32 protein-coding genes are annotated in these 23,585 nt (G+C 67.0%); all 32 read right to left on the bottom strand.

The features are described 5' to 3' along the window. Nucleotides 1-136: 136 nt before the first annotated feature. A complete protein-coding gene (map, locus tag ACFQY2_RS07995; protein WP_378745209.1) occupies nucleotides 137-1,003 on the bottom strand; it encodes a type I methionyl aminopeptidase in 867 nt (288 codons plus the stop codon). Between the two features lie 9 nt (nucleotides 1,004-1,012). Next, nucleotides 1,013-1,648, bottom strand: coding sequence for an adenylate kinase (locus ACFQY2_RS07990; protein ID WP_378745208.1), 636 nt, complete (start codon nucleotides 1,646-1,648; stop codon nucleotides 1,013-1,015). After that, nucleotides 1,645-2,967 (bottom strand): preprotein translocase subunit SecY, encoded by a 1,323-nt coding sequence (gene secY, locus ACFQY2_RS07985; RefSeq protein ID WP_378745206.1) that lies wholly within the window; start codon nucleotides 2,965-2,967, stop codon nucleotides 1,645-1,647. The genes ACFQY2_RS07990 and secY overlap by 4 nt, the downstream gene beginning before the upstream one ends. A 113-nt stretch (nucleotides 2,968-3,080) precedes the next feature. Continuing rightward, nucleotides 3,081-3,710 carry a 50S ribosomal protein L15 gene (gene rplO / locus ACFQY2_RS07980; RefSeq protein WP_378745205.1) on the bottom strand — a complete coding sequence of 210 codons (630 nt, stop codon included), beginning with the start codon at nucleotides 3,708-3,710 and terminating at the stop codon, nucleotides 3,081-3,083. Continuing rightward, nucleotides 3,710-3,895, bottom strand: a complete 186-nt coding sequence (gene rpmD / locus ACFQY2_RS07975; protein WP_071640253.1) for a 50S ribosomal protein L30 — start codon at nucleotides 3,893-3,895, stop codon at nucleotides 3,710-3,712. The genes rplO and rpmD overlap by 1 nt, the downstream gene beginning before the upstream one ends. Continuing rightward, the gene (rpsE, locus tag ACFQY2_RS07970; RefSeq protein ID WP_378745204.1) at nucleotides 3,895-4,581 is read right to left on the bottom strand and encodes a 30S ribosomal protein S5; all 687 of its coding nucleotides are present in this window, start codon (nucleotides 4,579-4,581) and stop codon (nucleotides 3,895-3,897) included. The genes rpmD and rpsE overlap by 1 nt, the downstream gene beginning before the upstream one ends. Continuing rightward, on the bottom strand, nucleotides 4,578-4,937 hold the full coding sequence (rplR, locus tag ACFQY2_RS07965) for a 50S ribosomal protein L18 (protein ID WP_378745203.1): 360 nt from the start codon (nucleotides 4,935-4,937) through the stop codon (nucleotides 4,578-4,580). Before rplR ends, rpsE begins: the two co-directional genes overlap by 4 nt. A 2-nt stretch (nucleotides 4,938-4,939) precedes the next feature. Then, on the bottom strand, nucleotides 4,940-5,476 hold the full coding sequence (gene rplF, locus ACFQY2_RS07960) for a 50S ribosomal protein L6 (protein WP_378745201.1): 537 nt from the start codon (nucleotides 5,474-5,476) through the stop codon (nucleotides 4,940-4,942). A 6-nt stretch (nucleotides 5,477-5,482) separates the two neighbouring features. Then, nucleotides 5,483-5,881, bottom strand: a complete 399-nt coding sequence (gene rpsH / locus ACFQY2_RS07955; protein WP_378745200.1) for a 30S ribosomal protein S8 — start codon at nucleotides 5,879-5,881, stop codon at nucleotides 5,483-5,485. A gap of 126 nt (nucleotides 5,882-6,007) precedes the next feature. Continuing rightward, a complete protein-coding gene (rplE, locus tag ACFQY2_RS07950; RefSeq protein ID WP_378745199.1) occupies nucleotides 6,008-6,598 on the bottom strand; it encodes a 50S ribosomal protein L5 in 591 nt (196 codons plus the stop codon). Beyond that, nucleotides 6,598-6,957 carry a 50S ribosomal protein L24 gene (rplX, locus tag ACFQY2_RS07945; protein WP_307371727.1) on the bottom strand — a complete coding sequence of 120 codons (360 nt, stop codon included), beginning with the start codon at nucleotides 6,955-6,957 and terminating at the stop codon, nucleotides 6,598-6,600. Before rplX ends, rplE begins: the two co-directional genes overlap by 1 nt. Nucleotides 6,958-6,959: 2 nt before the next feature. Further along, nucleotides 6,960-7,328 (bottom strand): 50S ribosomal protein L14, encoded by a 369-nt coding sequence (gene rplN / locus ACFQY2_RS07940; RefSeq protein ID WP_378745198.1) that lies wholly within the window; start codon nucleotides 7,326-7,328, stop codon nucleotides 6,960-6,962. A 27-nt stretch (nucleotides 7,329-7,355) separates the two neighbouring features. Further along, the gene (rpsQ, locus tag ACFQY2_RS07935; protein ID WP_378745197.1) at nucleotides 7,356-7,658 is read right to left on the bottom strand and encodes a 30S ribosomal protein S17; all 303 of its coding nucleotides are present in this window, start codon (nucleotides 7,656-7,658) and stop codon (nucleotides 7,356-7,358) included. Next, nucleotides 7,658-7,972, bottom strand: a complete 315-nt coding sequence (rpmC, locus tag ACFQY2_RS07930; protein WP_378745196.1) for a 50S ribosomal protein L29 — start codon at nucleotides 7,970-7,972, stop codon at nucleotides 7,658-7,660. Before rpmC ends, rpsQ begins: the two co-directional genes overlap by 1 nt. Next, nucleotides 7,972-8,391 (bottom strand): 50S ribosomal protein L16, encoded by a 420-nt coding sequence (gene rplP / locus ACFQY2_RS07925; protein ID WP_378745195.1) that lies wholly within the window; start codon nucleotides 8,389-8,391, stop codon nucleotides 7,972-7,974. The genes rpmC and rplP overlap by 1 nt, the downstream gene beginning before the upstream one ends. Then, complete coding sequence (rpsC, locus tag ACFQY2_RS07920; RefSeq protein WP_378745194.1) at nucleotides 8,391-9,137, bottom strand: 30S ribosomal protein S3; 747 nt, start codon at nucleotides 9,135-9,137, stop codon at nucleotides 8,391-8,393. The genes rplP and rpsC overlap by 1 nt, the downstream gene beginning before the upstream one ends. After that, entirely contained in the window at nucleotides 9,137-9,535 is a 399-nt protein-coding gene (gene rplV / locus ACFQY2_RS07915; RefSeq protein ID WP_378745193.1) for a 50S ribosomal protein L22, read from the bottom strand. The genes rpsC and rplV overlap by 1 nt, the downstream gene beginning before the upstream one ends. A gap of 38 nt (nucleotides 9,536-9,573) precedes the next feature. After that, nucleotides 9,574-9,855 carry a 30S ribosomal protein S19 gene (gene rpsS, locus ACFQY2_RS07910; RefSeq protein ID WP_307371712.1) on the bottom strand — a complete coding sequence of 94 codons (282 nt, stop codon included), beginning with the start codon at nucleotides 9,853-9,855 and terminating at the stop codon, nucleotides 9,574-9,576. 12 nt (nucleotides 9,856-9,867) lie between these two features. Continuing rightward, on the bottom strand, nucleotides 9,868-10,707 hold the full coding sequence (rplB, locus tag ACFQY2_RS07905) for a 50S ribosomal protein L2 (RefSeq protein ID WP_378745192.1): 840 nt from the start codon (nucleotides 10,705-10,707) through the stop codon (nucleotides 9,868-9,870). Nucleotides 10,708-10,727: 20 nt separating this feature from the next. After that, nucleotides 10,728-11,048 (bottom strand): 50S ribosomal protein L23, encoded by a 321-nt coding sequence (gene rplW / locus ACFQY2_RS07900; RefSeq protein WP_378745191.1) that lies wholly within the window; start codon nucleotides 11,046-11,048, stop codon nucleotides 10,728-10,730. Then, nucleotides 11,045-11,707 carry a 50S ribosomal protein L4 gene (gene rplD, locus ACFQY2_RS07895; protein ID WP_378745190.1) on the bottom strand — a complete coding sequence of 221 codons (663 nt, stop codon included), beginning with the start codon at nucleotides 11,705-11,707 and terminating at the stop codon, nucleotides 11,045-11,047. Before rplD ends, rplW begins: the two co-directional genes overlap by 4 nt. A gap of 2 nt (nucleotides 11,708-11,709) precedes the next feature. Beyond that, entirely contained in the window at nucleotides 11,710-12,369 is a 660-nt protein-coding gene (gene rplC, locus ACFQY2_RS07890) for a 50S ribosomal protein L3 (protein WP_378745188.1), read from the bottom strand. A gap of 8 nt (nucleotides 12,370-12,377) precedes the next feature. Further along, nucleotides 12,378-12,686, bottom strand: coding sequence for a 30S ribosomal protein S10 (rpsJ, locus tag ACFQY2_RS07885; RefSeq protein WP_193596815.1), 309 nt, complete (start codon nucleotides 12,684-12,686; stop codon nucleotides 12,378-12,380). A 703-nt stretch (nucleotides 12,687-13,389) separates the two neighbouring features. Further along, the gene (locus ACFQY2_RS07880; protein WP_378745187.1) at nucleotides 13,390-13,602 is read right to left on the bottom strand and encodes a hypothetical protein; all 213 of its coding nucleotides are present in this window, start codon (nucleotides 13,600-13,602) and stop codon (nucleotides 13,390-13,392) included. Between the two features lie 118 nt (nucleotides 13,603-13,720). Then, nucleotides 13,721-14,914, bottom strand: a complete 1,194-nt coding sequence (gene tuf / locus ACFQY2_RS07875; RefSeq protein ID WP_378745186.1) for an elongation factor Tu — start codon at nucleotides 14,912-14,914, stop codon at nucleotides 13,721-13,723. 155 nt (nucleotides 14,915-15,069) lie between these two features. Beyond that, nucleotides 15,070-17,184 (bottom strand): elongation factor G, encoded by a 2,115-nt coding sequence (gene fusA / locus ACFQY2_RS07870; protein WP_378745184.1) that lies wholly within the window; start codon nucleotides 17,182-17,184, stop codon nucleotides 15,070-15,072. Between the two features lie 77 nt (nucleotides 17,185-17,261). Beyond that, entirely contained in the window at nucleotides 17,262-17,732 is a 471-nt protein-coding gene (gene rpsG, locus ACFQY2_RS07865) for a 30S ribosomal protein S7 (RefSeq protein WP_378745183.1), read from the bottom strand. Nucleotides 17,733-17,737: 5 nt separating this feature from the next. Then, nucleotides 17,738-18,106, bottom strand: coding sequence for a 30S ribosomal protein S12 (rpsL, locus tag ACFQY2_RS07860; protein WP_013584051.1), 369 nt, complete (start codon nucleotides 18,104-18,106; stop codon nucleotides 17,738-17,740). Nucleotides 18,107-18,311: 205 nt separating this feature from the next. Continuing rightward, nucleotides 18,312-22,115, bottom strand: coding sequence for an SCO7613 C-terminal domain-containing membrane protein (locus ACFQY2_RS07855; RefSeq protein ID WP_378745182.1), 3,804 nt, complete (start codon nucleotides 22,113-22,115; stop codon nucleotides 18,312-18,314). Further along, nucleotides 22,112-22,342: a helix-turn-helix domain-containing protein gene (locus ACFQY2_RS07850; RefSeq protein ID WP_378745181.1), complete on the bottom strand. Its 231-nt coding sequence runs from the start codon at nucleotides 22,340-22,342 to the stop codon at nucleotides 22,112-22,114. The genes ACFQY2_RS07855 and ACFQY2_RS07850 overlap by 4 nt, the downstream gene beginning before the upstream one ends. After that, nucleotides 22,342-22,818, bottom strand: coding sequence for a DUF2975 domain-containing protein (locus tag ACFQY2_RS07845; protein ID WP_378745180.1), 477 nt, complete (start codon nucleotides 22,816-22,818; stop codon nucleotides 22,342-22,344). The genes ACFQY2_RS07850 and ACFQY2_RS07845 overlap by 1 nt, the downstream gene beginning before the upstream one ends. A gap of 97 nt (nucleotides 22,819-22,915) precedes the next feature. Continuing rightward, nucleotides 22,916-23,563, bottom strand: coding sequence for a spermidine/putrescine ABC transporter substrate-binding protein (locus ACFQY2_RS07840; RefSeq protein WP_378745179.1), 648 nt, complete (start codon nucleotides 23,561-23,563; stop codon nucleotides 22,916-22,918). Nucleotides 23,564-23,585: the final 22 nt, after the last annotated feature.

The following is a 23,585-nucleotide window of genomic DNA, read 5'->3' as shown; positions in this document are numbered from 1 at the left end:
ACCGGCGCGCGTCGGCGCCCCCTCGAGAATTGCTTTACGCGTCGAGAATGGCGCTAGCAGCAGCCGTCTCACGCGGCAAGGCAATTCTCGCGGCAAAGGTGCGACACGCGAGGGACGGCGGGCGTCGCCCGACCGGCTAGGGGATCGGGACCGGGGTCACACCGAAGGGCGCAAGGCCGGCGGCGCCGCCGTCGGCAGCGGTCAGCACCCAGATGCCCCCATCGTGGCGTGCGACGCTGTGCTCCCAGTGCGAGCCGTCCGATCCGTCCACCGTGGTGACGGTCCAGTCGTCGTCCTCGACGAAGGTCGCCTCTCCCCCGGCGGTCACCATCGGCTCGATGGCGAGCACCAGTCCGGGGCGGATCTCGGCACCGGCATCCGGGGTACGGTAGTTGAAGACGCTCGGCGCCTCATGCATCTTCCGCCCGATGCCGTGCCCGACGTACTCCCGCAGGATGCCGTACGGCTGGGCCTGGGCCCCTGAGCCGGTCGAAGGGCGCGAGCGCCCCTGAGCCTCGATGTAGTCCTCGATCGCGGCCCCGAGCTCTCCGACGTACGTCGCGGTCGCCATGGCGGCGATACCGGCCCACATCGACCCCTCGGTGACGCGGGAGAGCTCTTCGCGGCGTGCGACCAGCTCCGGCCGGTCGGCGTCCGGAACGACGAACGTCACGGCGCTGTCACCGTTCCAGCCCTGATACTGCGCGCCGCAATCGACCGAGACGATGTCCCCCGGCTGCAGGACCAGCTCGCCGGGGATGCCGTGCACGACCTGCGCGTTCACGGAGATGCACGTGGTGTGGCGGTAGCCGCGGACGAGCTTGAAGTTCGACTCCGCGCCGCGCGCCGCGATGAGGCGATCGGCCGCGGCATCCAGCTCAGCCGTCGTGACCCCCGCCCGCACCAGCGGACGCACCGCATCCAGTGCGGCGGCGGTGATCAGGCCGGGCTCCACCATGGAGCGCAGCTGCGCGGGAGACTTGTAGATCGACTTTCGGAACATCCGACGAGCTCAGACGAGCTGGCCGATGCCGCGCGCGCCGAGAGCGGAGGAGATGCGCGCGGTGATGTCGTCGAGCGAGCCGACGCCGTCGATCCGATCCACGATGCCGCGGGGCTCATAGACCGAGATGATGGGCGCCGTCTCGTTCTCGTAGATGTCCAGGCGGTGGGCGATGGCGGCCTCGTTGTCGTCCGAACGGCCCTGCTCCACCGCGCGCAGGCTCAGTCGGGCCATGCTCTCGGCACGAGGGACATCGAGCAGGATGACCGCGTCCAGCGCCGCGCCGCTCTCGGCCAGGAAGGCGTCGAGGTGCGCGACCTGAGCGGTGTTGCGGGGGTACCCGTCGAGCAGGAAGCCCGCGGCCGCGTCCTCCTGTGACAGCCGGTCGCGCACGATCTCGCTCGTCAGCTCGTCGGGCACGAGGTCACCGGCATCGAGGATCGCGGTGACCTTCTGGCCGAGCTCCGTGCCCTCCTTGATGTTGGCGCGGAAGATGTCGCCGGTGGAGACGACGGGGATCCCGAGCGCTTCGGCGATCCGGACGCCCTGGGTGCCCTTGCCCGAACCCTGCGGTCCGACGATCAGCAGTCGCGCTGTGGGGTGCTGCCCTTCGACAGACTCGGGAGCCGTGTGGACGGAGGTCATCGGAGGAGCCCTTCGTAATGGCGCTGCTGCAGCTGCGCGTCGATCTGCTTCACGGTCTCGAGTCCGACACCCACGATGATGAGGATGGACGCGCCACCGAACGGGAAGTTCTGGTTCGCCTGCACGGTCGCCAGCGCGATCAGCGGGATCAGCGCGACGATGCCCAGGTACAACGAGCCGGGGAACGTGATCCGGGTGATCACGTAGTCGAGGTACTCGGCCGTCGGACGACCAGCACGGATGCCGGGGATGAACCCGCCGTACTTCTTCATGTTGTCCGAGATCTCGACGGGGTTGAACGTGATCGCCACGTAGAAGAACGTGAAGGCGATGTTCAACAGGAAGTACACGAGCATGTACAGCGGCTGATCGCCCGAGACGAGGTAGGTCGACACCCACGCGACCCAGGCCGGCGGCTCGCTGCCGTCGGTGGGCGTGTTGAACTGCGCCACCAGCATCGGCAGGTAAAGCAGAGACGAGGCGAAGATGATCGGGATCACACCCGCCATGTTGACCTTGATCGGGATGTAGGTGTTGGTGCCGCCGTAGGTGCGGCGTCCCACCATGCGCTTGGCGTACTGCACGGGCACACGGCGCTGGGACTGCTCGACGAAGACGATCAGCGTCATCACGACGAGGCCGACCACCATGACGAGGAGGAAGGTCTCGAAGCCACGAGCCTCCCAGATGCTCCACATGGCGCTCGGGAAGGTGGCGGCGATCGAGGTGAAGATCAGCAGCGACATGCCGTTGCCGATGCCCTTCTCGGTGACGAGCTCTGCCATCCACATGATCAGGCCGGTGCCGGCGGTCATGGCGATGATGATGAGCAGCTGCGCCCACCACACATCGTTGGTGAGAAGGTTCTGGCAGGCGGCGATGTCGGTCTGGCCGAACAGCTGGCCGCTGCGGGCCACCGTGACGACGGTGCTGGACTGCAGCAGCGCGAGGGCGATCGTCAGGTAGCGGGTGTACTGCGTCAGCTTGCTCTGGCCCGCCTGACCCTCCTGATGGAGCGACTCGAAGTGTGGGATGACCACGCGCAGCAGCTGAGTGATGATCGTCGCCGTGATGTAGGGCATGACGCCCAGGGCGAAGATCGACAGCTGTAGCAGTGCGCCGCCGGAGAACAGGTTGACCAGACCCAGAAGCCCATCGGTGCCGGCGGTGGCCGCGAGGCACTGCTCGACGTTCGGGAAGTGGACGAACGGAGCCGGAACATTCGAGCCCAGGCGATACAGGGCGATGATGCCGATGGTGAACAGGATCTTCGAACGCAGATCTGGCGTTCGGAAGATTCGCGCGATGGCGCTAAACAAGGGCGTTCCTCCTGAAGGGATTGCCGAACGTCGAAGGACGGCCGAAAGTCCAGGGTAACGCACGGGAGGGGCCGGAGATTCTCCGACCCCTCCCCGCGTTGGTCACCTGCGTGTCAGTTGACCGAACCGCCAGCGGCGACGATCTTCTGCTCTGCACTGCCGGACACCTTGTCGACCGAGACCGACAGCTTGACCGAGATGTCGCCGTCGCCGAGGACCTTGACCTTCTCGTTCTTGCGGACCGCACCCTTGGCCACCAGGTCGCCGACGGTCACGTCGCCGCCCTGGGGGTAGAGCTCTGCGAGCTTGGCCAGGTTCACGACCTGGTACTCGACGCGGAACGGGTTCTTGAACCCGCGCAGCTTCGGGGTGCGCATGTGCAGCGGCATCTGCCCACCCTCGAAGCCGACCCGCACGGTGTTGCGGGCCTTGGTGCCCTTGGTGCCGCGACCGGCGGTCTTGCCCTTGGAGCCCTCACCGCGACCGACACGGGTCTTCGCGGTGTTGGCGCCGGGAACCGGACGCAGGTGGTGGACCTTCAGCACGGCGGGACGGGATGCGACAGCATCCGCTTCCTTGTTCGCCGGAGCCTTCTTGGCAGCGGTCTTCGACGACGCAGCCTTCGCTGCGCTCGTCTTCGCCGGCGCCTTGGCAGCCGCCGGCGCCTTGGCAGCGGCCGGCTTCTTGGCAGCCGTCTTCTTCGGGGCCTTCTCGGCCTCGACGGCTTCGTTCTTCTCAGCCATTAGTCGATCTCCTCAACCTTGACGAGGTGAGCGACGGCGCGGACGTAGCCGCGCGTCTGCGCGTCGTCCGGACGGACGACCGAGTCGCCGATCCGCTTGAGACCGAGCGAACGCAGCGTGTCGCGCTGGTTCTGCTTCTCACTCACCTTGGACTTGATCTGTGTGACCTTGAGGCGCTCGGCCATCAGGCACCTGCCTTCTGCGCGGCGGCGGCGGCGGCCTTCGCCTCGTTACGGATGATGATGTCCGGCACGACGGCGTCGTAGTCGAGGCCACGGCGAGCGGCGACGGCGCGCGGCTCCTCGAGGCTCTGCAGCGCCTCGACGGTCGCGTGCACGATGTTGATCGTGTTCGATGAGCCGAGGGACTTCGACAGGACGTCGTGGATACCGGCGCACTCGAGCACGGCGCGGACCGGACCACCGGCGATGACACCGGTACCGGCAGCAGCCGGACGCAGCAGCACCACACCGGCGGCGGCCTCACCCTGCACGGGGTGCGGGATGGTCGAGCCGACGCGGGGCACGCGGAAGAAGTTGCGCTTGGCCTCTTCGACACCCTTCGAGATCGCCAGGGGGACCTCGCGGGCCTTGCCGTAGCCGACCCCGACCAGGCCGTTGCCGTCACCGACGACCACGAGAGCGGTGAAGCTGAAGCGACGACCGCCCTTCACGACCTTCGAGACGCGGTTGATGGTGACGACGCGCTCCAGGAACTGGTTGTCGCCACGGTCGCGGGAGTTGCGGTCGCGGCTCTGACCGCGGTCGCGTCCACCACGACGGCCGTCGCGCTGCTCGCGCTGCGGCTCGGCCTGAGCCGTAGCCTCGGCAGGAGCGGTTTCGGTCACTTCGTTCTCCTTGTTGTCACTCACAGTGCCAGACCCCCTTCGCGGGCGCCGTCGGCGATGGCTGCGACACGACCGGCGTAGCGGTTGCCGCCGCGGTCGAACACTGCCTCGGTAAAGCCTGCGGCCTTCGCACGCGATGCGACGAGCTCGCCGACCTTGCGGGCCTTGGCGGTCTTGTCACCATCGAAGGTGCGCAGGTCGGTCTCGAGCGTGGAAGCGGATGCCACGGTGTGGCCGGTGCTGTCGTCGACGAGCTGCACGAACACGTGACGTGCAGAACGGTTGACGACCAGACGCGGCCGGGTCTCGGTGCCGACGATCTTCTTGCGAAGACGGGTGTGGCGACGAGCGCGGGCGGCGGACTTGGACTTGACAGCCATGGTTACTTACCAGCCTTTCCGGCCTTGCGACGCACGACCTCGCCGGCGTAGCGCACGCCCTTGCCCTTGTAGGGCTCGGGCTTGCGGATCTTGCGGATGTTCGCAGCTGCCTCACCGACAGCCTGCTTGCTGATCCCACTGACGGTGACCTTGTTGGTGCCCTCGACCGTCAGGGTGATCCCGGCGGGCGGGTCCACGAGAACCGGGTGCGAGAAGCCGAGGGCGAACTCGATGGAGCTGCCCTTCTGCTGCACGCGGTAACCGGTTCCGACGACCTCGAGGCCCTTGGTGTAGCCCTGGGTCACGCCGATGATGTCGTTGCTGATGAGCGTGCGGGTCAGGCCGTGGAGCGACCGCGACTCACGCTCGTCGTCGGGGCGGGAGACCAGAACCTGGCCGTCCTGAACCTCGACCTCGATGGGGTCGGCGATCGTCAGTGCGAGCTCACCCTTGGGGCCCTTCACCGTGACCTCACGGCCGTCGACCGAAACGGTCACGCCCGCGGGAACATCGATGGGAAGTCTTCCAATACGCGACATGTCAGATCACCACACGTAGGCGATGACTTCCCCGCCCACGCCCTTCTGCTCAGCCTGACGGTCCGTGAGAAGACCGGAGGAGGTGGACAGGATGGCAACGCCGAGGCCACCGAGGACCTTGGGCAGCTCAGTCGACTTCGCGTAGACGCGGAGACCGGGCTTGGACACGCGCTTGATGCCCGCGATGGAGCGCTCACGGCTCGGGCCGTACTTGAGCGAGAGAGTCAGGTTGCTGCCGACGCGAGCGTCGACGACCTCGTAGCCGGCGATGTAGCCCTCCTGCTGGAGGATCTGGGCGATGTTCGTCTTGAGCTTGCTCGACGGCATGGTCACGGTGTCGTGATGCGCCGAGTTCGCGTTGCGCAGACGGGTCAGCATATCTGCGACCGGGTCTGTCATTGTCATGGATGTCTACTTTCGATCATGAGGTTTCGACGCCCGTTACACGGACGCCGACCTGCGTGAACACACAATCTTCAATTATGCCTTACGGCTGGGACCGCCGATGACGGGCGGTCCCAGCCGAACAGATCATGCGGGGGCGTCAGCGGCCTTGAACGGGAAGCCGATCGCACGCAGAAGAGCGCGACCCTCGTCATCCGTCTTGGCCGTGGTCACCACGGTGATGTCGAATCCGCGGACGCGGTCGATCTTGTCCTGATCGATCTCGTGGAACACGCTCTGCTCCTGGAGACCGAAGGTGTAGTTGCCGTTGCCGTCGAACTGCTCGCCCGACAGTCCGCGGAAGTCGCGGATGCGGGGCAGTGCGAGGTTCACCAGTCGGTCGACGAACTCCCACGCACGGTCGCCGCGGAGGGTGACGTGCGCGCCGATGGCCTGACCCTCGCGCAGCTTGAACTGCGCGATGGACTTGCGAGCCTTGGTGACGATGGGCTTCTGACCGGTGATCTTGATGAGGTCTGCGACCGCACCCTCGATCACCTTGCTGTCACGAGCCGCCTCGCCGACACCGGTGTTGACGACCACCTTGACCAGACCGGGGATCTGCATGACGTTCGCGTAGCCGAACTGCTCCTGCAGAGCCTTCTTGATCTCGGTGTTGTACTTCGCCTTCAGGCGGGGCTGGGTCTTGCCAGCCACCGCGGCGTCAGTCGCTGCCATCAGAGGTCCTTACCTGACTTCTTCGCGTAGCGCACGCGGACCGTGCGCTTCACGCCGTCCTTGACCTGCTCCTCGACGCGGTGGCCGACACGGGTCGGCTTCTTGCTCGAGGGGTCGACGACGGCGACGTTGGAGATGTGGATCGGGGCCTCGACGGTCTCGATCCCACCGGTCTTCGTGCCGCGCTGGCTCTGACCGACGCGGGTGTGCTTGGTGACGTAGTTCACGCCCTCCACGACCACGCGGTTCTGCTCGACGAGGATCTCGAGGACCTTGCCCTGCTTGCCGCGGTCGCCGCCCTTGTCCTGCTTGCGGCCGGTGATGACCTGAACCAGGTCACCCTTCTTGATGTTCGCCATGATCAAATGACCTCCGGGGCGAGCGAGACGATCTTCATGAACTTCTTGTCACGAAGCTCGCGACCGACCGGTCCGAAGATGCGGGTGCCCCTGGGCTCCCCGTCGCTCTTCAGGAGCACGGCGGCGTTCTCGTCGAACTTGATGTATGAGCCATCCGGACGACGGACAGACTTCTTCGTGCGGACGATGACGGCCTTGACCACATCGCCCTTCTTGACGTTTCCGCCCGGGATCGCATCCTTGACCGTAGCCACGATGGTGTCGCCCAGACCGGCGTAACGGCGGCGCGAACCACCGAGAACACGGATGGTGAGCAGCTCCTTCGCGCCGGTGTTGTCGGCGACCTTGAGGCGGGATTCCTGCTGAATCACAATTACTCCTTGAAGTAAGCCGGAGGCTTACTTGGCCTTTTCGACGATCTCGACCAGGCGCCAGCGCTTCGTGGCGCTCAGCGGACGAGTCTCACTGATCACAACGAGGTCGCCGATGCCCGCCGAGTTGGTCTCGTCGTGCACCTTGCGCTTCTCGGTGCGGCGGATGACCTTGCCGTACAGCGGGTGCTTCACGCGGTCCTCGACCTCGACGACGATGGTCTTGTCCATCTTGTCGCTGACGACGTAGCCGCGCTGCGTCTTGCGGTAGCCGCGGGCGGCACCGTCGCGCACGTCGTGCTCGGCGTGCTCAACGTTCTTCTCAGCCATTACTCGGCCTCCTCCTTGGGCGCGTCGGCCTCAGCGGCCTTCTTCGCCTTCGTCTTGGACGCCTTCTTGGCCGGAACCTCGACGGGGGCGGGCGTGGCACGGATGCCCAGCTCGCGCTCGCGGATCACGGTGTACAGGCGCGCGATGTCGCGCTTGACGGCGCGGATGCGGCCGTGGCTCTCCAGCTGGCCGGTGGCCGACTGGAACCGGAGGTTGAAAAGCTCCTCCTTGGCCTTACGCAGCTCCTCGACGAGGCGCTGGTCTTCGAACGTGTCGAGCTCGGCGGGTGCGAGCTCCTTGGTGCCGATCGCCATTACGCGTCGCCCTCCTCGCGCTTGATGATGCGTGCCTTGAGCGGCAGCTTGTGAATGGCCCGGGTGAGTGCCTCGCGAGCGAGCTCCTCAGTGACGCCCGCGACCTCGAAGAGGACACGGCCCGGCTTGACGTTCGCGACCCACCACTCCGGGGAACCCTTACCGGATCCCATGCGGGTCTCGGCGGGCTTCTTCGTGAGCGGACGGTCCGGGTAGATGTTGATCCACACCTTTCCACCGCGCTTGATGTGACGGGTCATCGCGATACGAGCGGACTCGATCTGACGGTTCGTCACGTACGCGGGGGTCAGCGCCTGGATCCCGTAGTCACCGAAGGACACCTTGGTGCCGCCGGTGGCCTGGCCCGTACGCTTCGGGTGGTGCTGCTTGCGGTACTTGACCTTGCGAGGGATGAGCATTATGCCGACGCTCCTTCTGCGACAGGCGCCTCGCTGCGCGGAGCGCGACGGCGGTCGCCACGCTCACGCTGCGGCTTCATGTTGGCCTGCTCGCGTGCGAGTTCCTTGTTGGTGAGGTCGCCCTTGTAGATCCAGACCTTCACGCCGATGCGGCCGAAGGTGGTCTTGGCCTCGTAGAAGCCGTAGTCGATGTTCGCGCGCAGCGTGTGCAGCGGCACACGACCCTCGCGGTAGAACTCCGAGCGGCTCATCTCCGCGCCGCCGAGGCGACCGGAGACCTGGATGCGGATGCCCTTGGCGCCGGCGCGCTGAGCGCCCTGCAGACCCTTGCGCATCGCACGACGGAACGCCACACGAGCAGAGAGCTGCTCGGCGATGCCCTGTGCGACCAGCTGAGCGTCAGCCTCGGGGTTCTTGACCTCGAGGATGTTCAACTGGATCTGCTTGCCCGAGAGCTTCTCGAGGTCGCCGCGGATGCGCTCGGCCTCGGCGCCACGACGACCGATCACGATGCCCGGGCGGGCGGTGTGAATGTCGACGCGGACGCGGTCGCGGGTGCGCTCGATCTCGATGTTCGAAACACCGGCGCGGTCCAGCTGCGTCTGCAGCAGACGACGGATCTTGATGTCCTCGGCGACGTAGTCGGCGTAGCGCTGGCCCGGCTTGGTCGAGTCCGAGAACCAACGAGACACGTGGTCCGTGGTGATGCCGAGGCGGAAGCCGTACGGGTTGACCTTCTGGCCCATTACTTGCTCGCCTTCTTCGTCTTGGCCGCCGTGGTCGCCTCAGCGACCTCGGGCGTGCCCAGCACGACCGTGATGTGGCTCGTGCGCTTCTTGATCTGGAACGCGCGACCCTGAGCACGGGGCTGGAAACGCTTGAGCGTCGTGCCCTCGTCGACGTACGCGTTCTTCACGTACAGGTCCTGCTCGTCCAGGAACTCGCCGTCGCGATCGGCCTTCACCTGTGCGTTCGCGATCGCAGCGTGCACGAGCTTGTAGATCGGCTCGCTTGCGCCCTGCGGGGCGAACTTCAGAATGGCCAGTGCTTCCTGCGCCTGCTTGCCCTTGATGAGCGCGACGACACGACGAGCCTTCTGAGGGGTCACGCGAATGTGCTTGACGCGTGCGATGGAATCCACCATTGTTCTCCTCCTCTGTTTCTCTCCAGAGCGTCACCGCGTCAGCGGCGACGGCCCTTCTTGTCGTCCTTCACATGGCCGCGGAAGGTGCGGGTGGGCGCGAACTCGCCCAGTTTGTGGCCGACCATGGCCTCCGTCACGAACACGGGGATGTGCTTGCGACCGTCGTGGACGGCGATCGTGTGACCCAGCATGGACGGGATGATCATCGACCGGCGGGACCAGGTCTTGATGACGTTCTTGGAACCGGCCTCGTTCTGACCGACCACCTTGCGAAGCAGGTGCTCGTCGACGAAGGGGCCCTTCTTAAGACTGCGTGGCATCTTCCTCTACTCCTACTTGCGCTTCTTGCCGGCGTTGCGGCGACGCACGATGTACTTGTCGCTTTCCTTGTTGGCGTGACGGGTACGACCCTCAGCCTGGCCCCAGGGGGAGACGGGGTGACGTCCACCGGACGTCTTGCCCTCGCCACCACCGTGCGGGTGGTCGACCGGGTTCATGGCGACACCGCGGACGGTCGGGCGGATGCCCTTCCAGCGGTTGCGGCCGGCCTTGCCCCAGTTGATGTTCGACTGCTCGGCGTTGCCGACCTCGCCGATCGTCGCACGGCAGCGCGCGTCGACGTTGCGGATCTCGCCCGAGGGCAGACGCAGCTGGGCGTAAGGGCCGTCCTTCGCGACCAGGCGCACCGAGGCACCGGCCGAACGGGCCATCTTCGCCCCGCCACCGGGACGCAGCTCGATCGCGTGGATCACGGTACCGGTGGGGATGTTCTTCAGCGGCAGGTTGTTGCCCGGCTTGATGTCGGCGCTGGCGCCCGACTCGACGACGTCGCCCTGCTTCAGCTTGTTGGGCGCGAGGATATAGCGCTTCTCGCCGTCGAAGTAGTGCAGCAGCGCGATGCGCGCGGTGCGGTTGGGGTCGTACTCGATGTGAGCGACCTTGGCGTCGATGCCGTCCTTGTCATTGCGACGGAAGTCGATGACGCGGTACTGGCGCTTGTGGCCACCACCGATGTGGCGGGTGGTGATGCGACCCTGGTTGTTGCGACCACCGGTCTTCGAGAGCGGACGCAGCAGCGACTTCTCCGGCGTCGATCGAGTGATCTCAGCGAAGTCGGCCACCGACGAGCCGCGGCGACCCGGGGTCGTGGGCTTGTACTTGCGAATAGCCATTATCTGTCCTTATCCCCCGGTCAGCCGACTGCCGTGAAGATGTCGATGGAACCCGACTTCAGCGCGACGATGGCGCGCTTGGTGTCCTTGCGCTTGCCGGTGCCGAAACGGGTGCGGCGGGCCTTGCCGACGCGGTTGATCGTGTTGACCGAAGCCACCTTGACGCCGAAGATCTTCTCGATGGCGAGCTTGATCTCGGTCTTCGAAGCGCGAGGGTCGACGAGGAACGTGTACTTGCCCTCGTCGATCAGTCCGTAGCTCTTCTCGGAGACGACCGGGCCCAGGATGATGTCGCGCGGGTCCTTGTTCAGTGCCGTTGCGAGGTTGTTCTGCTCGGTCATGCCGAGACCTCCTCGGTTGCGCCGGTCTTCGAGGCGATGAAGGCCTCGAGTGCGGGCTTGGTGAAGACGATGTCGTCGGAGACGATCACGTCGTAGGCGTTCAGCTGGTCGAAGCTGAGCACGTGCACGTTCGGCAGGTTGCGGACGCTCTTCACGGTCAGCTCGTCGTTGCGCTCGATGACGACGAGCACATTCTTCGGGCCGGCGACAGCGGCGAGCAGGCTCGCAGCGGTCTTGGTCGAAGGGGTGCTGTCGGCGACGAACGCCTCGACTGCGTGCAGGCGCTCACCGCGGAAGCGGTCGCTGAGCGCACCCCGGAGGGCGGCGGCGATCATCTTCTTGGGAGTGCGCTGCGAGTAGTCGCGCGGCTTCGGGCCGTGGACGGTACCGCCGCCGCGGTGCTGCGGCATGCGGATCGAGCCCTGACGTGCGTTGCCGGTGCCCTTCTGCTTGAAGGGCTTGCTGCCGGAGCCGGACACCTCGCCGCGAGTCTTGGTGGCGTGCGTGCCCTGGCGTGCGGCAGCGAGCTGCGCGACCACGACCTGATGGATCAGCGGAACGTTGGTCTTGACGTCGAAGATCGCGGCGGGCAGCTCGATGGAGCCGGCCTTCTTGCCGTCGACCGCGAAGACCTCGAGCGCGAGAGTCGAGTCAGCCATGTTCAGGCACCCTTCACTGCGTTGCGGACGAAGACGATGCGGCCACGCGCGCCGGGGACTGCGCCCTTGACGAGCATGAGTCCCTTCTCGGCGTCGATGGCGTGCACCGTGAGGTTGAGGACGGTCACGCGCTCGCCGCCCATACGGCCGGCCATGCGCATGCCCTTGAAGACGCGGCTCGGGGTCGACGATGCGCCGATGGAGCCAGGCTTGCGGTGGTTGCGGTGCGCACCGTGAGATGCCGAGACGCCCTTGAAGTTGTGGCGCTTCATGACACCCGCGGTGCCCTTGCCCTTGCTGGTGCCGACGACGTCGACCAGCTGGCCCGCCTCGAAGGTGCCGTCGACCGTGAGCTCCTGGCCCAGGGCGTAGTCACCGGCGTCCGCGGTGCGGATCTCGGTGACGTGACGGCGCGGCGTGACGCCGGCGGCCTCGAAGTGAGCGGTCAGGGGCTTGTTGACCTTGCGGGGGTCGATCTGGCCGTAGGCGATCTGGACGGCGTTGTAGCCGTCCGTCTCGGGCGTGCGGAGCTGGGTCACCACGTTGGGTGCCAGTTCGATCACGGTGACGGGAACGAGCTGGCCGCTCTCCGTCCACACCTGAGTCATGCCGAGCTTGGTGCCGAGCATGCCCTTGGAAATCTTTGCGTTGATGTCAACCATGTCGATCCTTACAGCTTGATCTCGATGTTGACGTCCGCAGGCAGGTCGAGACGCATCAGCGAGTCGACGGCCTTGGGCGTCGGGTCGACGATGTCGATCAGGCGCTTGTGGGTGCGCATCTCGAAGTGCTCGCGGCTGTCCTTGTACTTGTGCGGCGAACGGATCACTGCGATCACGTTCTTCTCCGTCGGAAGCGGCACCGGGCCGACGACAGTCGCGCCCGCACGGGTCACGGTGTCGACGATCTTGCGCGCCGACGTGTCGATGACCTCGTGGTCATACGACTTCAGGCGAATGCGGATCTTCTGTCCCGCCATTGTCTGCTCTCTCTCCATAAGCGTCTTACCGTCCAGGGCCGGGTGGTCCTGGGGCATTGGACGCGCGTCGGCGCTGTTCGCGCCTCGGCACTTGCGCACCGCTGTTCTTTTTTCACACTGAAGGCGCCGACACTGCGTGCCTGCGTCTTGTTGTGGGAGGTGTTCTGCTGCCCGTGGCCTAGAACCCTGTGCCGGCTCGCGAGGAGGGCACCGTCTATGCACTGTCGTGGCAGTGATCCCGCGCATCGCGAAGAGCGCAGGAATGTGGAACCTGTCTATTCTGCCACGACGGATTCGCGTACTGCAAACCCGGGCGTGTCGCGCCGTCCGAAACGGATGCTCAGGACGCTGGGCGGAGCATCCCCATGCTCCGCCCAGCGCCATGGGAGGCCCGGTGGGAGGGGACGCACCGGGCGGGAGGAGCCGACGAGAAGGGATGCCGACTGCCTCGATCGAGAGCACGGATCGAAGCCCGCGCAGACAGGGCGACGCATCGGTGGTCGGTCCACGCGCACGGCACGGTGTTCCCCATGATGAATCCCCAGTCGTTCTGGACGCTGTGCCCCCACAGCGCCCGTGCCGCACAGATCCCCAGGCGGCGTTCACAGTCTAGGGGAGATTCCTCCCCTAGGACATAGCCACGGCCGAAACAGAAGGCGACGCACCCTCCGGATGCGTCGCCTCGTGGTGGTGCGGGTCGTCCTCACTCGTTCCCGAGCGACTTGTCCGCGGCATCGCGGATCTCGTCGATCTTCTCGGCCGCGTCCGGAGCGAGCTTCTTGGCGAAGTCGGCGACGCCGTCGAGCACCTTGTCGCTGATATCCTCGGCCTGCTGGCTGCGGAGGGCCTCATCCACCTTGTCCTTGTTCTGCGCGTACAGGTCCTTGCCCCTGTTCACCATGTCATCGATCCCCATGGGTTTCCTCCCCTGTCGGTTGACGCAGTCGTCTGCGCATTACAGTTCTACGCGAGTCGGCCGGGTACGACAATGGGGCCGGACCGTCTGGTCCGACCCCATCGTGCGATGCAGGTGCTTAGGAGACGACCTTGGTCACCGTGCCGGCGCCGACGGTGCGGCCACCCTCACGGATCGCGAAGCCGAGACCGTCCTCCATGGCGATCGGCTGGATCAGCTCGACCGACATGTCGGTGGTGTCGCCGGGCATGACCATCTCGGTGCCCTCGGGCAGCGTGATGACGCCGGTGACGTCGGTGGTGCGGAAGTAGAACTGCGGACGGTAGTTCGTGTAGAACGGGTTGTGACGGCCACCCTCGTCCTTCGAGAGGATGTACGCGGTGCCCTCGAAGTTGGTGTGCGGGGTGATCGAGCCCGGCTGCACGACGACCTGGCCGCGCTCGACGTCCTCACGCTTGGTGCCGCGGAGCAGCAGACCGCAGTTCTCGCCGGCCCATGCCTCGTCGAGCTGCTTGTGGAACATCTCGATACCGGTGACCGTGGTCTTCTGCGTCGGGCGGATGCCGACGATCTCGACCTCGGAGTTGATCTTCAGGGTGCCGCGCTCGGCGCGACCCGTGACGACCGTGCCACGACCGGTGATCGTGAAGACGTCCTCGATCGGCATCAGGAACGGCTTGTCACGGTCGCGCTCCGGGTCCGGAACACTGTCGTCGACGGCCTGCATGAGCTCGAGGATCGAGTCGACCCACTTCTGCTCGCCGTTGAGGGCCCCCAGAGCGGAGACCTGGATGACGGGAGCGTTGTCGCCGTCGAAGCCCTGCGAGGAGAGCAGCTCACGCACCTCGAGCTCGACGAGCTCCAGGATCTCCTCGTCGTCGACCATGTCGCTCTTGTTCAGGGCGACCAGCAGGTACGGCACGCCGACCTGCTTGGCGAGCAGCACGTGCTCACGAGTCTGAGCCATCGGACCGTCGGTGGCGGCGACCACGAGGATCGCGCCGTCCATCTGCGCGGCACCGGTGATCATGTTCTTGACGTAGTCGGCGTGGCCGGGAGCGTCGACGTGCGCGTAGTGGCGCTTCGGGGTCTCGTACTCGATGTGCGAGATGTTGATGGTGATACCGCGCTGACGCTCCTCGGGAGCCGAGTCGATCGTCGCGAAGTCACGCTGGACGTTCGTGTCCGACGGGTACTTGTCAGCGAGCACCTTCGAGATGGCGGCAGACAGAGTGGTCTTGCCGTGGTCGACGTGACCGATCGTTCCGATGTTGACGTGCGGCTTGGTCCGCTCGAACTTGGCCTTGGCCACTGGGTCCTCCTCAGGACGTTCGTGTAGAGATTGCCGGGCACTGGATTGTGACCGGTTCCCTACTGGTTTCGGTTTCTCAGTTTAGTGGAGAGTGAATGTGAAGTTGTGGGGTACTCCCCCGGGCTCCACGCGGGAACCCGGGAGAGCAGAAGGGCTTACTCGCCCTTGGTCTTCTGGATGATCTCATCCGCAACCGCGCGCGGAACCTCGGCGTAGCTGTCGAACTCCATCGAGTAGACCGCGCGACCCGAGGTCTTCGAGCGCAGGTCGCCGATGTAGCCGAACATCTCCGACAGGGGCACCGACGCACGCACGACCTTGACGCCCTGGGCGTCCTCCATCGACTGGATCTGGCCGCGACGCGAGTTCAGGTCGCCGATCACGTCGCCCATGTACTCCTCAGGAGTACGCACCTCGACCGCCATGAGCGGCTCGAGCAGCACCGGGTTGGCGCGACGTGCGGCTTCCTTGAAGCCCATGGAGCCGGCGATCTTGAACGCCATCTCCGAGGAGTCGACGTCGTGAGCAGCACCGTCGACGATGGTTGCCTTGACGCCCACCATCGGGTAGCCCGCCAGGACGCCGACATTCATCGCGTCCTGGAAGCCGGCATCGATCGAACCGATGTACTCGCGCGGGATGCGGCCACCGGTGACGGCGTTCACGAACTCGTACGTCTTCTCGCCGTCCAGATCGAGAGGCTCGATGTTGAACTGGATCTTGGCGAACTGACCCGATCCACCCGTCTGCTTCTTGTGGGTGTAGTCGTGCTTCTCGACGGTCTTCTTGATCGTCTCGCGGTACGCCACCTGCGGCTTGCCGACGTTGGCCTCGACGCGGAACTCGCGCTTCATGCGGTCCACGAGGATGTCGAGGTGCAGCTCGCCCATGCCCTTGATGGTCGTCTGACCGGTCTCGGGGTTGAGCTCGGTGCGGAAGGTCGGGTCCTCCTCCGCGAGCTTCTGGATCGCAAGACCCAGCTTCTCCTGGTCAGCCTTGGTCTTCGGCTCGATCGCGACCTCGATCACGGGCTCCGGGAAGGTCATCGACTCGAGGACCACCGGGTTCGCCGGGTCGGCCAGGGTGTCACCGGTGGTGGTGTCCTTCAGGCCGATGACGGCGTAGATGTTGCCCGCGGTGAGCGACTCGACCGGGTTCTCCTTGTTGGCGTGCATCTGGAAGATCTTCCCGATGCGCTCCTTCTTGCCCTTGGTCGAGTTGGTGACCGCGGAGCCGGAGTCCAGGTGACCGGAGTAGACGCGCACGTAGGTGAGGCGACCGAAGAACGGGTGCACGGCGACCTTGAACGCGAGAGCCGAGAACGGGTCGTTCGCGTCGGGGTGACGCTCGATGACCTTCTCCTCGTCCTTCGGGTCGTGCGCCTCGATGGCACCCACGTCGAGAGGGTTCGGGAGGTAGTCGACGACCGCGTCCAGCATCGGCTGCACGCCGCGGTTCTTGAACGCCGAGCCACAGAGGACCGGGTAGATCTCGTTCGCGACGACCAGCTTGCGGATGGCGCCCTTGATCTCGGCGACCGTGAGCTCCTCGCCACCGAAGAACTTCTCGAGCAGCGCGTCGTCGGTCTCGGCGACCGTCTCGAGCAGCTGCTGACGGTACTCGTCGGCCTTGTCCTTCAGATCGGCCGGGATCTCCTGGACCTCGTACGAGGCTCCCATGGTCACGTCACCCTTGGAGTCACCGGGCCAGACCAGCGCGCGCATCTCGACGAGGTCGATGACGCCCACGAAGTCGTTCTCGGCGCCGATCGGCAGCTGGATGACCAGCGGCTTGGCTCCGAGGCGGTTCACGATGGTGTCGACGGTGTAATAGAAGTCGGCGCCCAGCTTGTCCATCTTGTTGACGAAGCAGATGCGCGGCACGTCGTACTTGTCGGCCTGACGCCACACGGTCTCGGACTGGGGCTCGACGCCCTCCTTGCCGTCGAAGACGGCGACGGCTCCATCGAGGACGCGGAGCGAGCGCTCCACCTCGACGGTGAAGTCGACGTGACCGGGTGTGTCGATGATGTTGATCTGGTTGTTGTTCCAGAAGCAGGTCACGGCGGCAGACGTGATCGTGATGCCGCGTTCCTTCTCCTGCTCCATCCAGTCGGTCGTCGAAGCGCCGTCGTGGGTCTCGCCGAGCTTGTGGTTCACACCCGTGTAGAACAGGATGCGCTCGGTGGTGGTGGTCTTGCCGGCATCGATGTGGGCCATGATGCCGATGTTGCGGACCTTGCTCAGGTCTGTGAGCACTTCTTGTGCCACGGGGGTTCCTCCGGGATGGTTCAGGAACGAACAGAGAGTGGGAGCGGATGCCGCGGTTGCGGCATCCGCTCAGCTCGTTACCAGCGGTAGTGAGCGAATGCGCGGTTCGACTCGGCCATCTTGTGAGTGTCTTCGCGGCGCTTGACCGCGGCACCCAGGCCGTTCGATGCGTCGAGGATCTCGTTCTGCAGACGCTCGGTCATCGTCTTCTCACGACGGCCCTTCGCGTAGCTGACCAGCCAGCGCAGCGCCAGCGTGTTCGCGCGGTGCGGCTTGACTTCGACGGGAACCTGGTAGGTCGAGCCACCGACGCGGCGGCTGCGGACCTCGAGGGTCGGGCGCACGTTGTCGAGCGCCTTCTTGAGGGTGGCGACAGCGTCCTGGTTGTTCTTCGCCTCGACGCCGCGGAGGGCGCCGTACACGATGGACTCGGCCAGCGACTTCTTGCCGTCGACGAGGATCTTGTTCACCAGCGAGGTGACGATGGGCGCGCCGTATACCGGGTCGTTGACGACGGGGCGCTTGGGTGCGGGTCCCTTGCGAGGCATCTAACTCAACCCTTCTTCGCGCCGTAGCGGGAACGAGCCTGCTTACGGTTCTTCACGGCCTGGGTGTCGAGTGCACCACGGACGATCTTGTAACGGACACCGGGAAGGTCCTTCACACGACCACCGCGCACCAGCACGAGCGAGTGCTCCTGCAGGTTGTGGCCCTCACCCGGGATGTAAGCGGTCACCTCGGTGCCGTTGCGGAGCTTCACACGAGCGACCTTGCGCATCGCCGAGTTCGGCTTCTTCGGGGTGGTGGTGTACACGCGGGTGCACACGCCGGCCTGCTGCGGGTTCGACTTCAGAGCGGGCGCCTTGGTCTTCGAGACCTTGGGCGAACGTCCCTTGCGAACCAACTGCTGAATAGTTGGCACGTTCTCTCCTAATAGTGCTGCACGGTGACAGCGTGATGGGTGTCACATCATGACCCACCGGCAGAGCGGAACCGCCCTGCTTTTGATGTGATGGGTATGCCGTGGAGGCGAATCGGCGGTGCCGACGCCCTGCATGCGCGCACAGCTGTGCGCACACCCGATCAAGTGTAATCCCGCGCAACCTTCGTGGTCAAATGCGCGCCGGTCATCGCAGATCGCGCACGCGGGCGACCACGCCTCGCTCCGCGCCCTCCCGCCGCTCACCGGCGACGGCGATGACCAGCAGCACCGCACCGACGGTCGCCAGGGTGATCCACCACGGCATCGACTCGATCCCTCGCCCGAGCTGCACCGAGAACACGAAGACGTTCTCGACCGGCAGCACGATGAGTCCGATGAGGAACGGGGCCGCGAGGCGTCGCGCCGCTCCGAGCACGATCGCCGCCAGCGCGAGACCCATGACGAGGATCGCGCGCCAGGTGAGCGGATCGGTGAAGGTGGAGACGATGGAAGCGGACATCATCACGATCAGGCCGGGGGCGAGCAGCGGCCAGGATCCCCGCCGGCCGTGCGGCCAGTCGTCCAGGTTCAGGCCGGAGACCGCATCCGTCCTCCTGCGCAGTGCGGGCGCGCCCGCGGCGAGCAGGAACACGCCCAGCGGGAGGGAGAACATCTCGACCCTCAGCTCCCGCGGGCTCCACGCGACCACGGCGGTGACGAACGCGATCGCGAACAGCAGCCAGACCGGCGGGAGCACGGATGCCGTGCGACGGCCGGAGCGCGACCCGCCTTCGGATGCCGTCGGTGCGGCGGCACGCAGCATGACGATGAGCCAGCACACCATCAGGGTCCACATGCCCCAGATCACGAACCAGTCCCTCGCGATCGACGGCCAGACGCCGATCGCGAAGGCGAGCGCCGCCGGCGCACCGAGCCAGCGGGCGGGTATGCGCGCGAGCAGCGCGGGCCGTCCCTCGGCGCCCTGAGGGACGTCCGCGTCGTCGCGCAGCATCCGTGCGGCGAGCGCCGGGACGAGGGCCGCCAGCGCGCTGATCGCGACGCAGAGGAGGAACACCCCCGCGGCACTGTCGGTGACCGCAGGCGCATCCGCACCGCTCCCCCACCGCACCGCCTGTGCGGTGCCGCCGACGGCGGCGACGGAGGCCAGCACGGCCGTCGCCGTGCGCAGCGGGCGAAGACGACGCAGCCGCGGGCCGGCCGCGCCTCCGACAAGCCACACCGCCCCGATCAGCAGCCATCCGGCGGACAGCAGCCCGTATGCGCGCCATACGGTCGCCTCGGTGGCGCCTGCGGTGACGAGCAGGGCGAGCACCGGCACCACCGCACCCGCGAGGCCGGCCGCGAAAAGCGGTACCGAGCGCGTGCCGCGCAGAGCGAGGATCAGCGCCACGAGCACCGCGCCGAGTGCCGGTGGCAGAAGGTACGCCTCGGGCACTGTCACGCCGTTGAGTGCCCAGAGCGACCAGAGCGCGCCGGTGAACGACGCCGCCGCCACCCACCATCCGTAGCGGCTACCCGCGACCACCGCGGTGACCACCGCGCCCGCGCCGATGATGAGGAGCACCAGGCAGGCCGTGGCGAATCCCGCCGCCGTGCGGGAGAGCGAGAGCAGCACGGCGATCGCGCCCGTGAGCAGAGCGGACGACTCGATCGCGACACGAGCCGCACCGGCCGTCCCCGCGAGCAGACCACGTCCGAGGAGTGCCTCGCGGATCATCCCGCCCGAGGACAGCGCGAGCGCGACCAGCAGGGCGATGACCGGCAGCACCACGGGCGAGCCGCTCTGCACGAGCAGCTGCGCACCGAGGCAGAGGATCACGACGGCCACCGACGGCACCAGCATGCCCGCGGACAGCGTGCGGATCACGACCGTGAGCCCCGCGCGCCTGGTCAGCAGCAGCGACAGCGCGAGCACGAACATCAGACCGGTCGACAGCGCCGTCCATCCGCTCCGCTCGAACACCACCTGCACGATCGCCAGGGCGAACGGCGCGGCCGCGACCACGAGGACGGCCTGCCAGCTGCGCGCCGGGACGGCAGGCACGAACGTCGCGATGATCGCACCCACCAGGCCCGCCGATGCTGTCAGACACAACAGCGCGACACCGTCGACACCCGCCAGCGACAGACCTGTGGCCACCAGCACCAGTGCGTAGCCGTACCCGACGCCCACATGCAGGAACCGCCACGACGGGATGATCGTGCGCGCCGCCACGGCGAGGACGGCCAGGGTGCCGGCGCCTGCGAGCGGCACCATCGCGCGGTCCTGCCATGCCAGCAGCACCGACACGAGCAGGGCGACGTGGACTCCCACGACGAGGACGACCCGGGCGGATGCCGCGCCACCTCCTGTACGCCGGGGCAGCACGGCCGCGGTGGCTGCGGCTGCCACCAGAAGCAGGCTGAGGCTGACAGCAGACGGGAGCACGCGACCGCTCGCGACCGCCAGCACCGTGGTGGTCGCGTACAGGGCCGCGACGATGAGGGCCGCGACCCGCAGGGGGCGGATGTCGGCTCGGACGCGAGCGAGACGTGCGAACACCGCGAATCCGGCGGCGATGACTGCGAGTGCGACGATGATCGGCCAGGTGGCGGACCCGACCAGCGGCCCCGAGGCCGTCGCGGCTCCGGTGACGGCGATGCCCGTCTCGGTGAGGGGCAGGAGGGAGGCTCCGATGAACATCGCCGAGATCACCGCCGGAGCGCTGGTCGCGCCCGCGGCCAAGCCCGCGCCGAACGCGAGAGCGATGCGCGGGGTGCGTGCGGGCAGCGGGATGATCGCGCAGGCCAGGAGCACGAGCACGGCGCCCGCCGGTTCCAGAGCGGTGCTCCACTCGAGTCCCCGGTCGGCCCCGTCGAGCAGGCTCGACGACGCGACAGCGCCCGCGCCCACGACGAGCACACCGGCTGCGGAAGCCCAGGTCCGCGGCATCATCCGCACCGAGGCGAGCACCGCGCTCACCGCCAGCACGGCCAGGACGGCGGCGACGGCGATCCCCTCGCCGAGGACGATGCGCGCCACGGCGAGCGCCGTCACGACGACCTGCAGGACCGTCAGAACCACGGACTCGGCCGCCAGCGCACGACGCGGAGCGGACTCCGCGACGGGCGCATCCGCGTCCGCCTGTGTGGACGCCGATGCCGCGCGAGAGGGAAAGCGGGGCGCGATCCGGGGAAGCAAGGTCATCAGTCCGGTCGCCGCGAACGCCGATGCGGCGATCAGCAGCGCCGCAGGCAGAGCGCTCTGCGCAGCGAACCCGAGCATCGCAGGGACGGCCGCGAGCGCCGGCAACGACGCCCACAACCAGATGCGGATCCGGGTTCTGAGCGCCGCAGCCAGCAGCATGGCAGCGGCGACACCGGTCGCGATGGCCGCAGAGATCCAGGAGATCGTGTCGTCGGCGAACGAGCCGGCGACCGCCTGCACGTCGAGGCCGACGAAGACCAGCCCCAGTCCGCCCACCGCCTCGGCGGAGGACTGCAGACGTCGGCGGGCGAGCAGCCACGCCCCGCCGAGGAACGCCAGGGTCACCAGGCCGATGATGGCGCTCCGCACGGCACGGTCGGCGAGCTCGGGGTTGAAGAAGGTGAACACGATCGCCGCGACGGCGAAGAGCGCGGCTCCCGCCGTGGCGAGCACGGATTGCAGGCTGGCGCCGTCGGTCGCCGGTGCGGACTCGGATGCGGGTCGCGCAGGAGCCGGCTGGGTCGGCTCCGAGCCGGGGCGCGGCTGTCTTGCCGGAGCCCCGGTCGTCGCGCGCGGGGGCGCGAACGCCGTACGCGGAACACCGGTGAGGAGGGCCGCACGGGCGTTCAGCGCCGCGACGGCGGCCAGCGATGCGTTCCACAGCTGCGCCCCCTGCGGACCCCGCAGGTCGGCACCGCACCGCACACAGCATCCGTCCCGCAGCGGCGCGAGCTCGCACACCGGGCACGTCTGCGCGTCACTCAACCGCGCGATGCTCTCCTGCATCCACAAACTCGTCATGACTCCCCCTTCGGCTGCGCGCTGTCGGGGACGCGACGCAGGATGTCTCCCGGCTGGCAGTCCAGCACCCGGCAGATCGCATCGAGCGTGGTGAAGCGCACCGCCTTGGCGCGCCCGTTCTTGAGCACCGCGACGTTGGCGGGGGTGATGCCGATGGCATCCGCGAACTCCTGCACGCTCATCTTGCGCCGCGCCAGCATCACATCGATGTCGATCACGATGGGCATCAGACCACCTCGGAGAGGTCCTGCTCGAGCTGCAGCGCCTTGCGGAGCAGACCCCGCATCACACCGACGAGCAGGGCGAGCGAGATGCTGACGGTCGTGCCCAGCAGGGCCAGTATCAGAATGCCGGGGTCGGCCGCCTGAGCCATGAAGAGCACGAGGTACGACACGACGATGACGACGCCGGCAGCCAGCATGGCGCCGATGATGATGTCGATGTAGCGGAAGGCGTGCGGGCTGAAGATGCGGTCGGCACGCACCAGCGAGAGCAGGGCGAACACGCAGACCAGCACGACCTGGACGAGCACGAGGAACAGCACGGCGCCGATGATCCCCGGCACCTCCAGGTACGCGAGCTCGGGGTTGCGCCACGCCGTGGCCGCGGCCACCGCGGGGATCAGGAACACCTGCGCGATCACCAGCAGCGCCAGCAGGACGACGATCATCGACTTCAACGCGAGAGTGGCGAGAGGCTGCATGGCGCTCCTATCGAAAGACGACAGCTATCTATCGAGAAACGATAGCCAGCGGCGCAGACATCCGGCAACCGGATGCAGACGATTCCCAGCGAGCGCGTTACGGGAAATCAGGATCGAACGGCGAATCCAGCTCGTCGCCGAGCTCGGCCAGCATCGCTTCGATCTGCGGCTCGACGTGCTGCGAGATCGCCGCCTGCACCTGCAGCCGGTGGCGCAGCAGGATGCCGCAGATCTCTCGGCCGACCATGTTCGCGTAGTCGTCCGCCAGGGCGACCTCCTGACGCAGCGCCGCCTTCGCCTCCTCGGTCAGCGGAGGCAGCGGGGCGAGATCGGCCGCCGCCTCATCGGCGAGCCCTGCCACCGTGAACAGGAAGGGAGCGCCGGGGACCGGGTCAGGATCCAGCGGCATCCCCTCGTACTCCGGGTCGAGCCCCTCGGCCGGACGGTACGCGCGCGCACGGTTCCGATCGGCCTGATGGTCGAGCTCGGCCTGGAGCACCGGGAGGTTGCGCGCGGTGTACTCCGCGACGGCGCGATCGATGATCGCCTTGATGCGCGTGGACAGCCCGTGCTGAACGCCGTGCGGCACGTTGGAGCCGATCCCGGCGGCCGAGAGGATCGGCGAGCCCAGGCAGCGACGGCACGGAGCGACGCGTCCCTTGTGGGTGGCCGGCGCCCATCGCGGCACCCAGCGCAGCCAGGCCTCGACGGCCTGGTCCACCTGGGATTCCAGAGACCTCTCCACGGATACAGAGTACGTGGGCGGG

This window comes from Microbacterium sp. GCM10027623 (assembly GCF_042666935.1).
Classification (GTDB): domain Bacteria; phylum Actinomycetota; class Actinomycetes; order Actinomycetales; family Microbacteriaceae; genus Microbacterium.
This window is presented reverse-complemented; position numbering and strand designations above follow the sequence as displayed.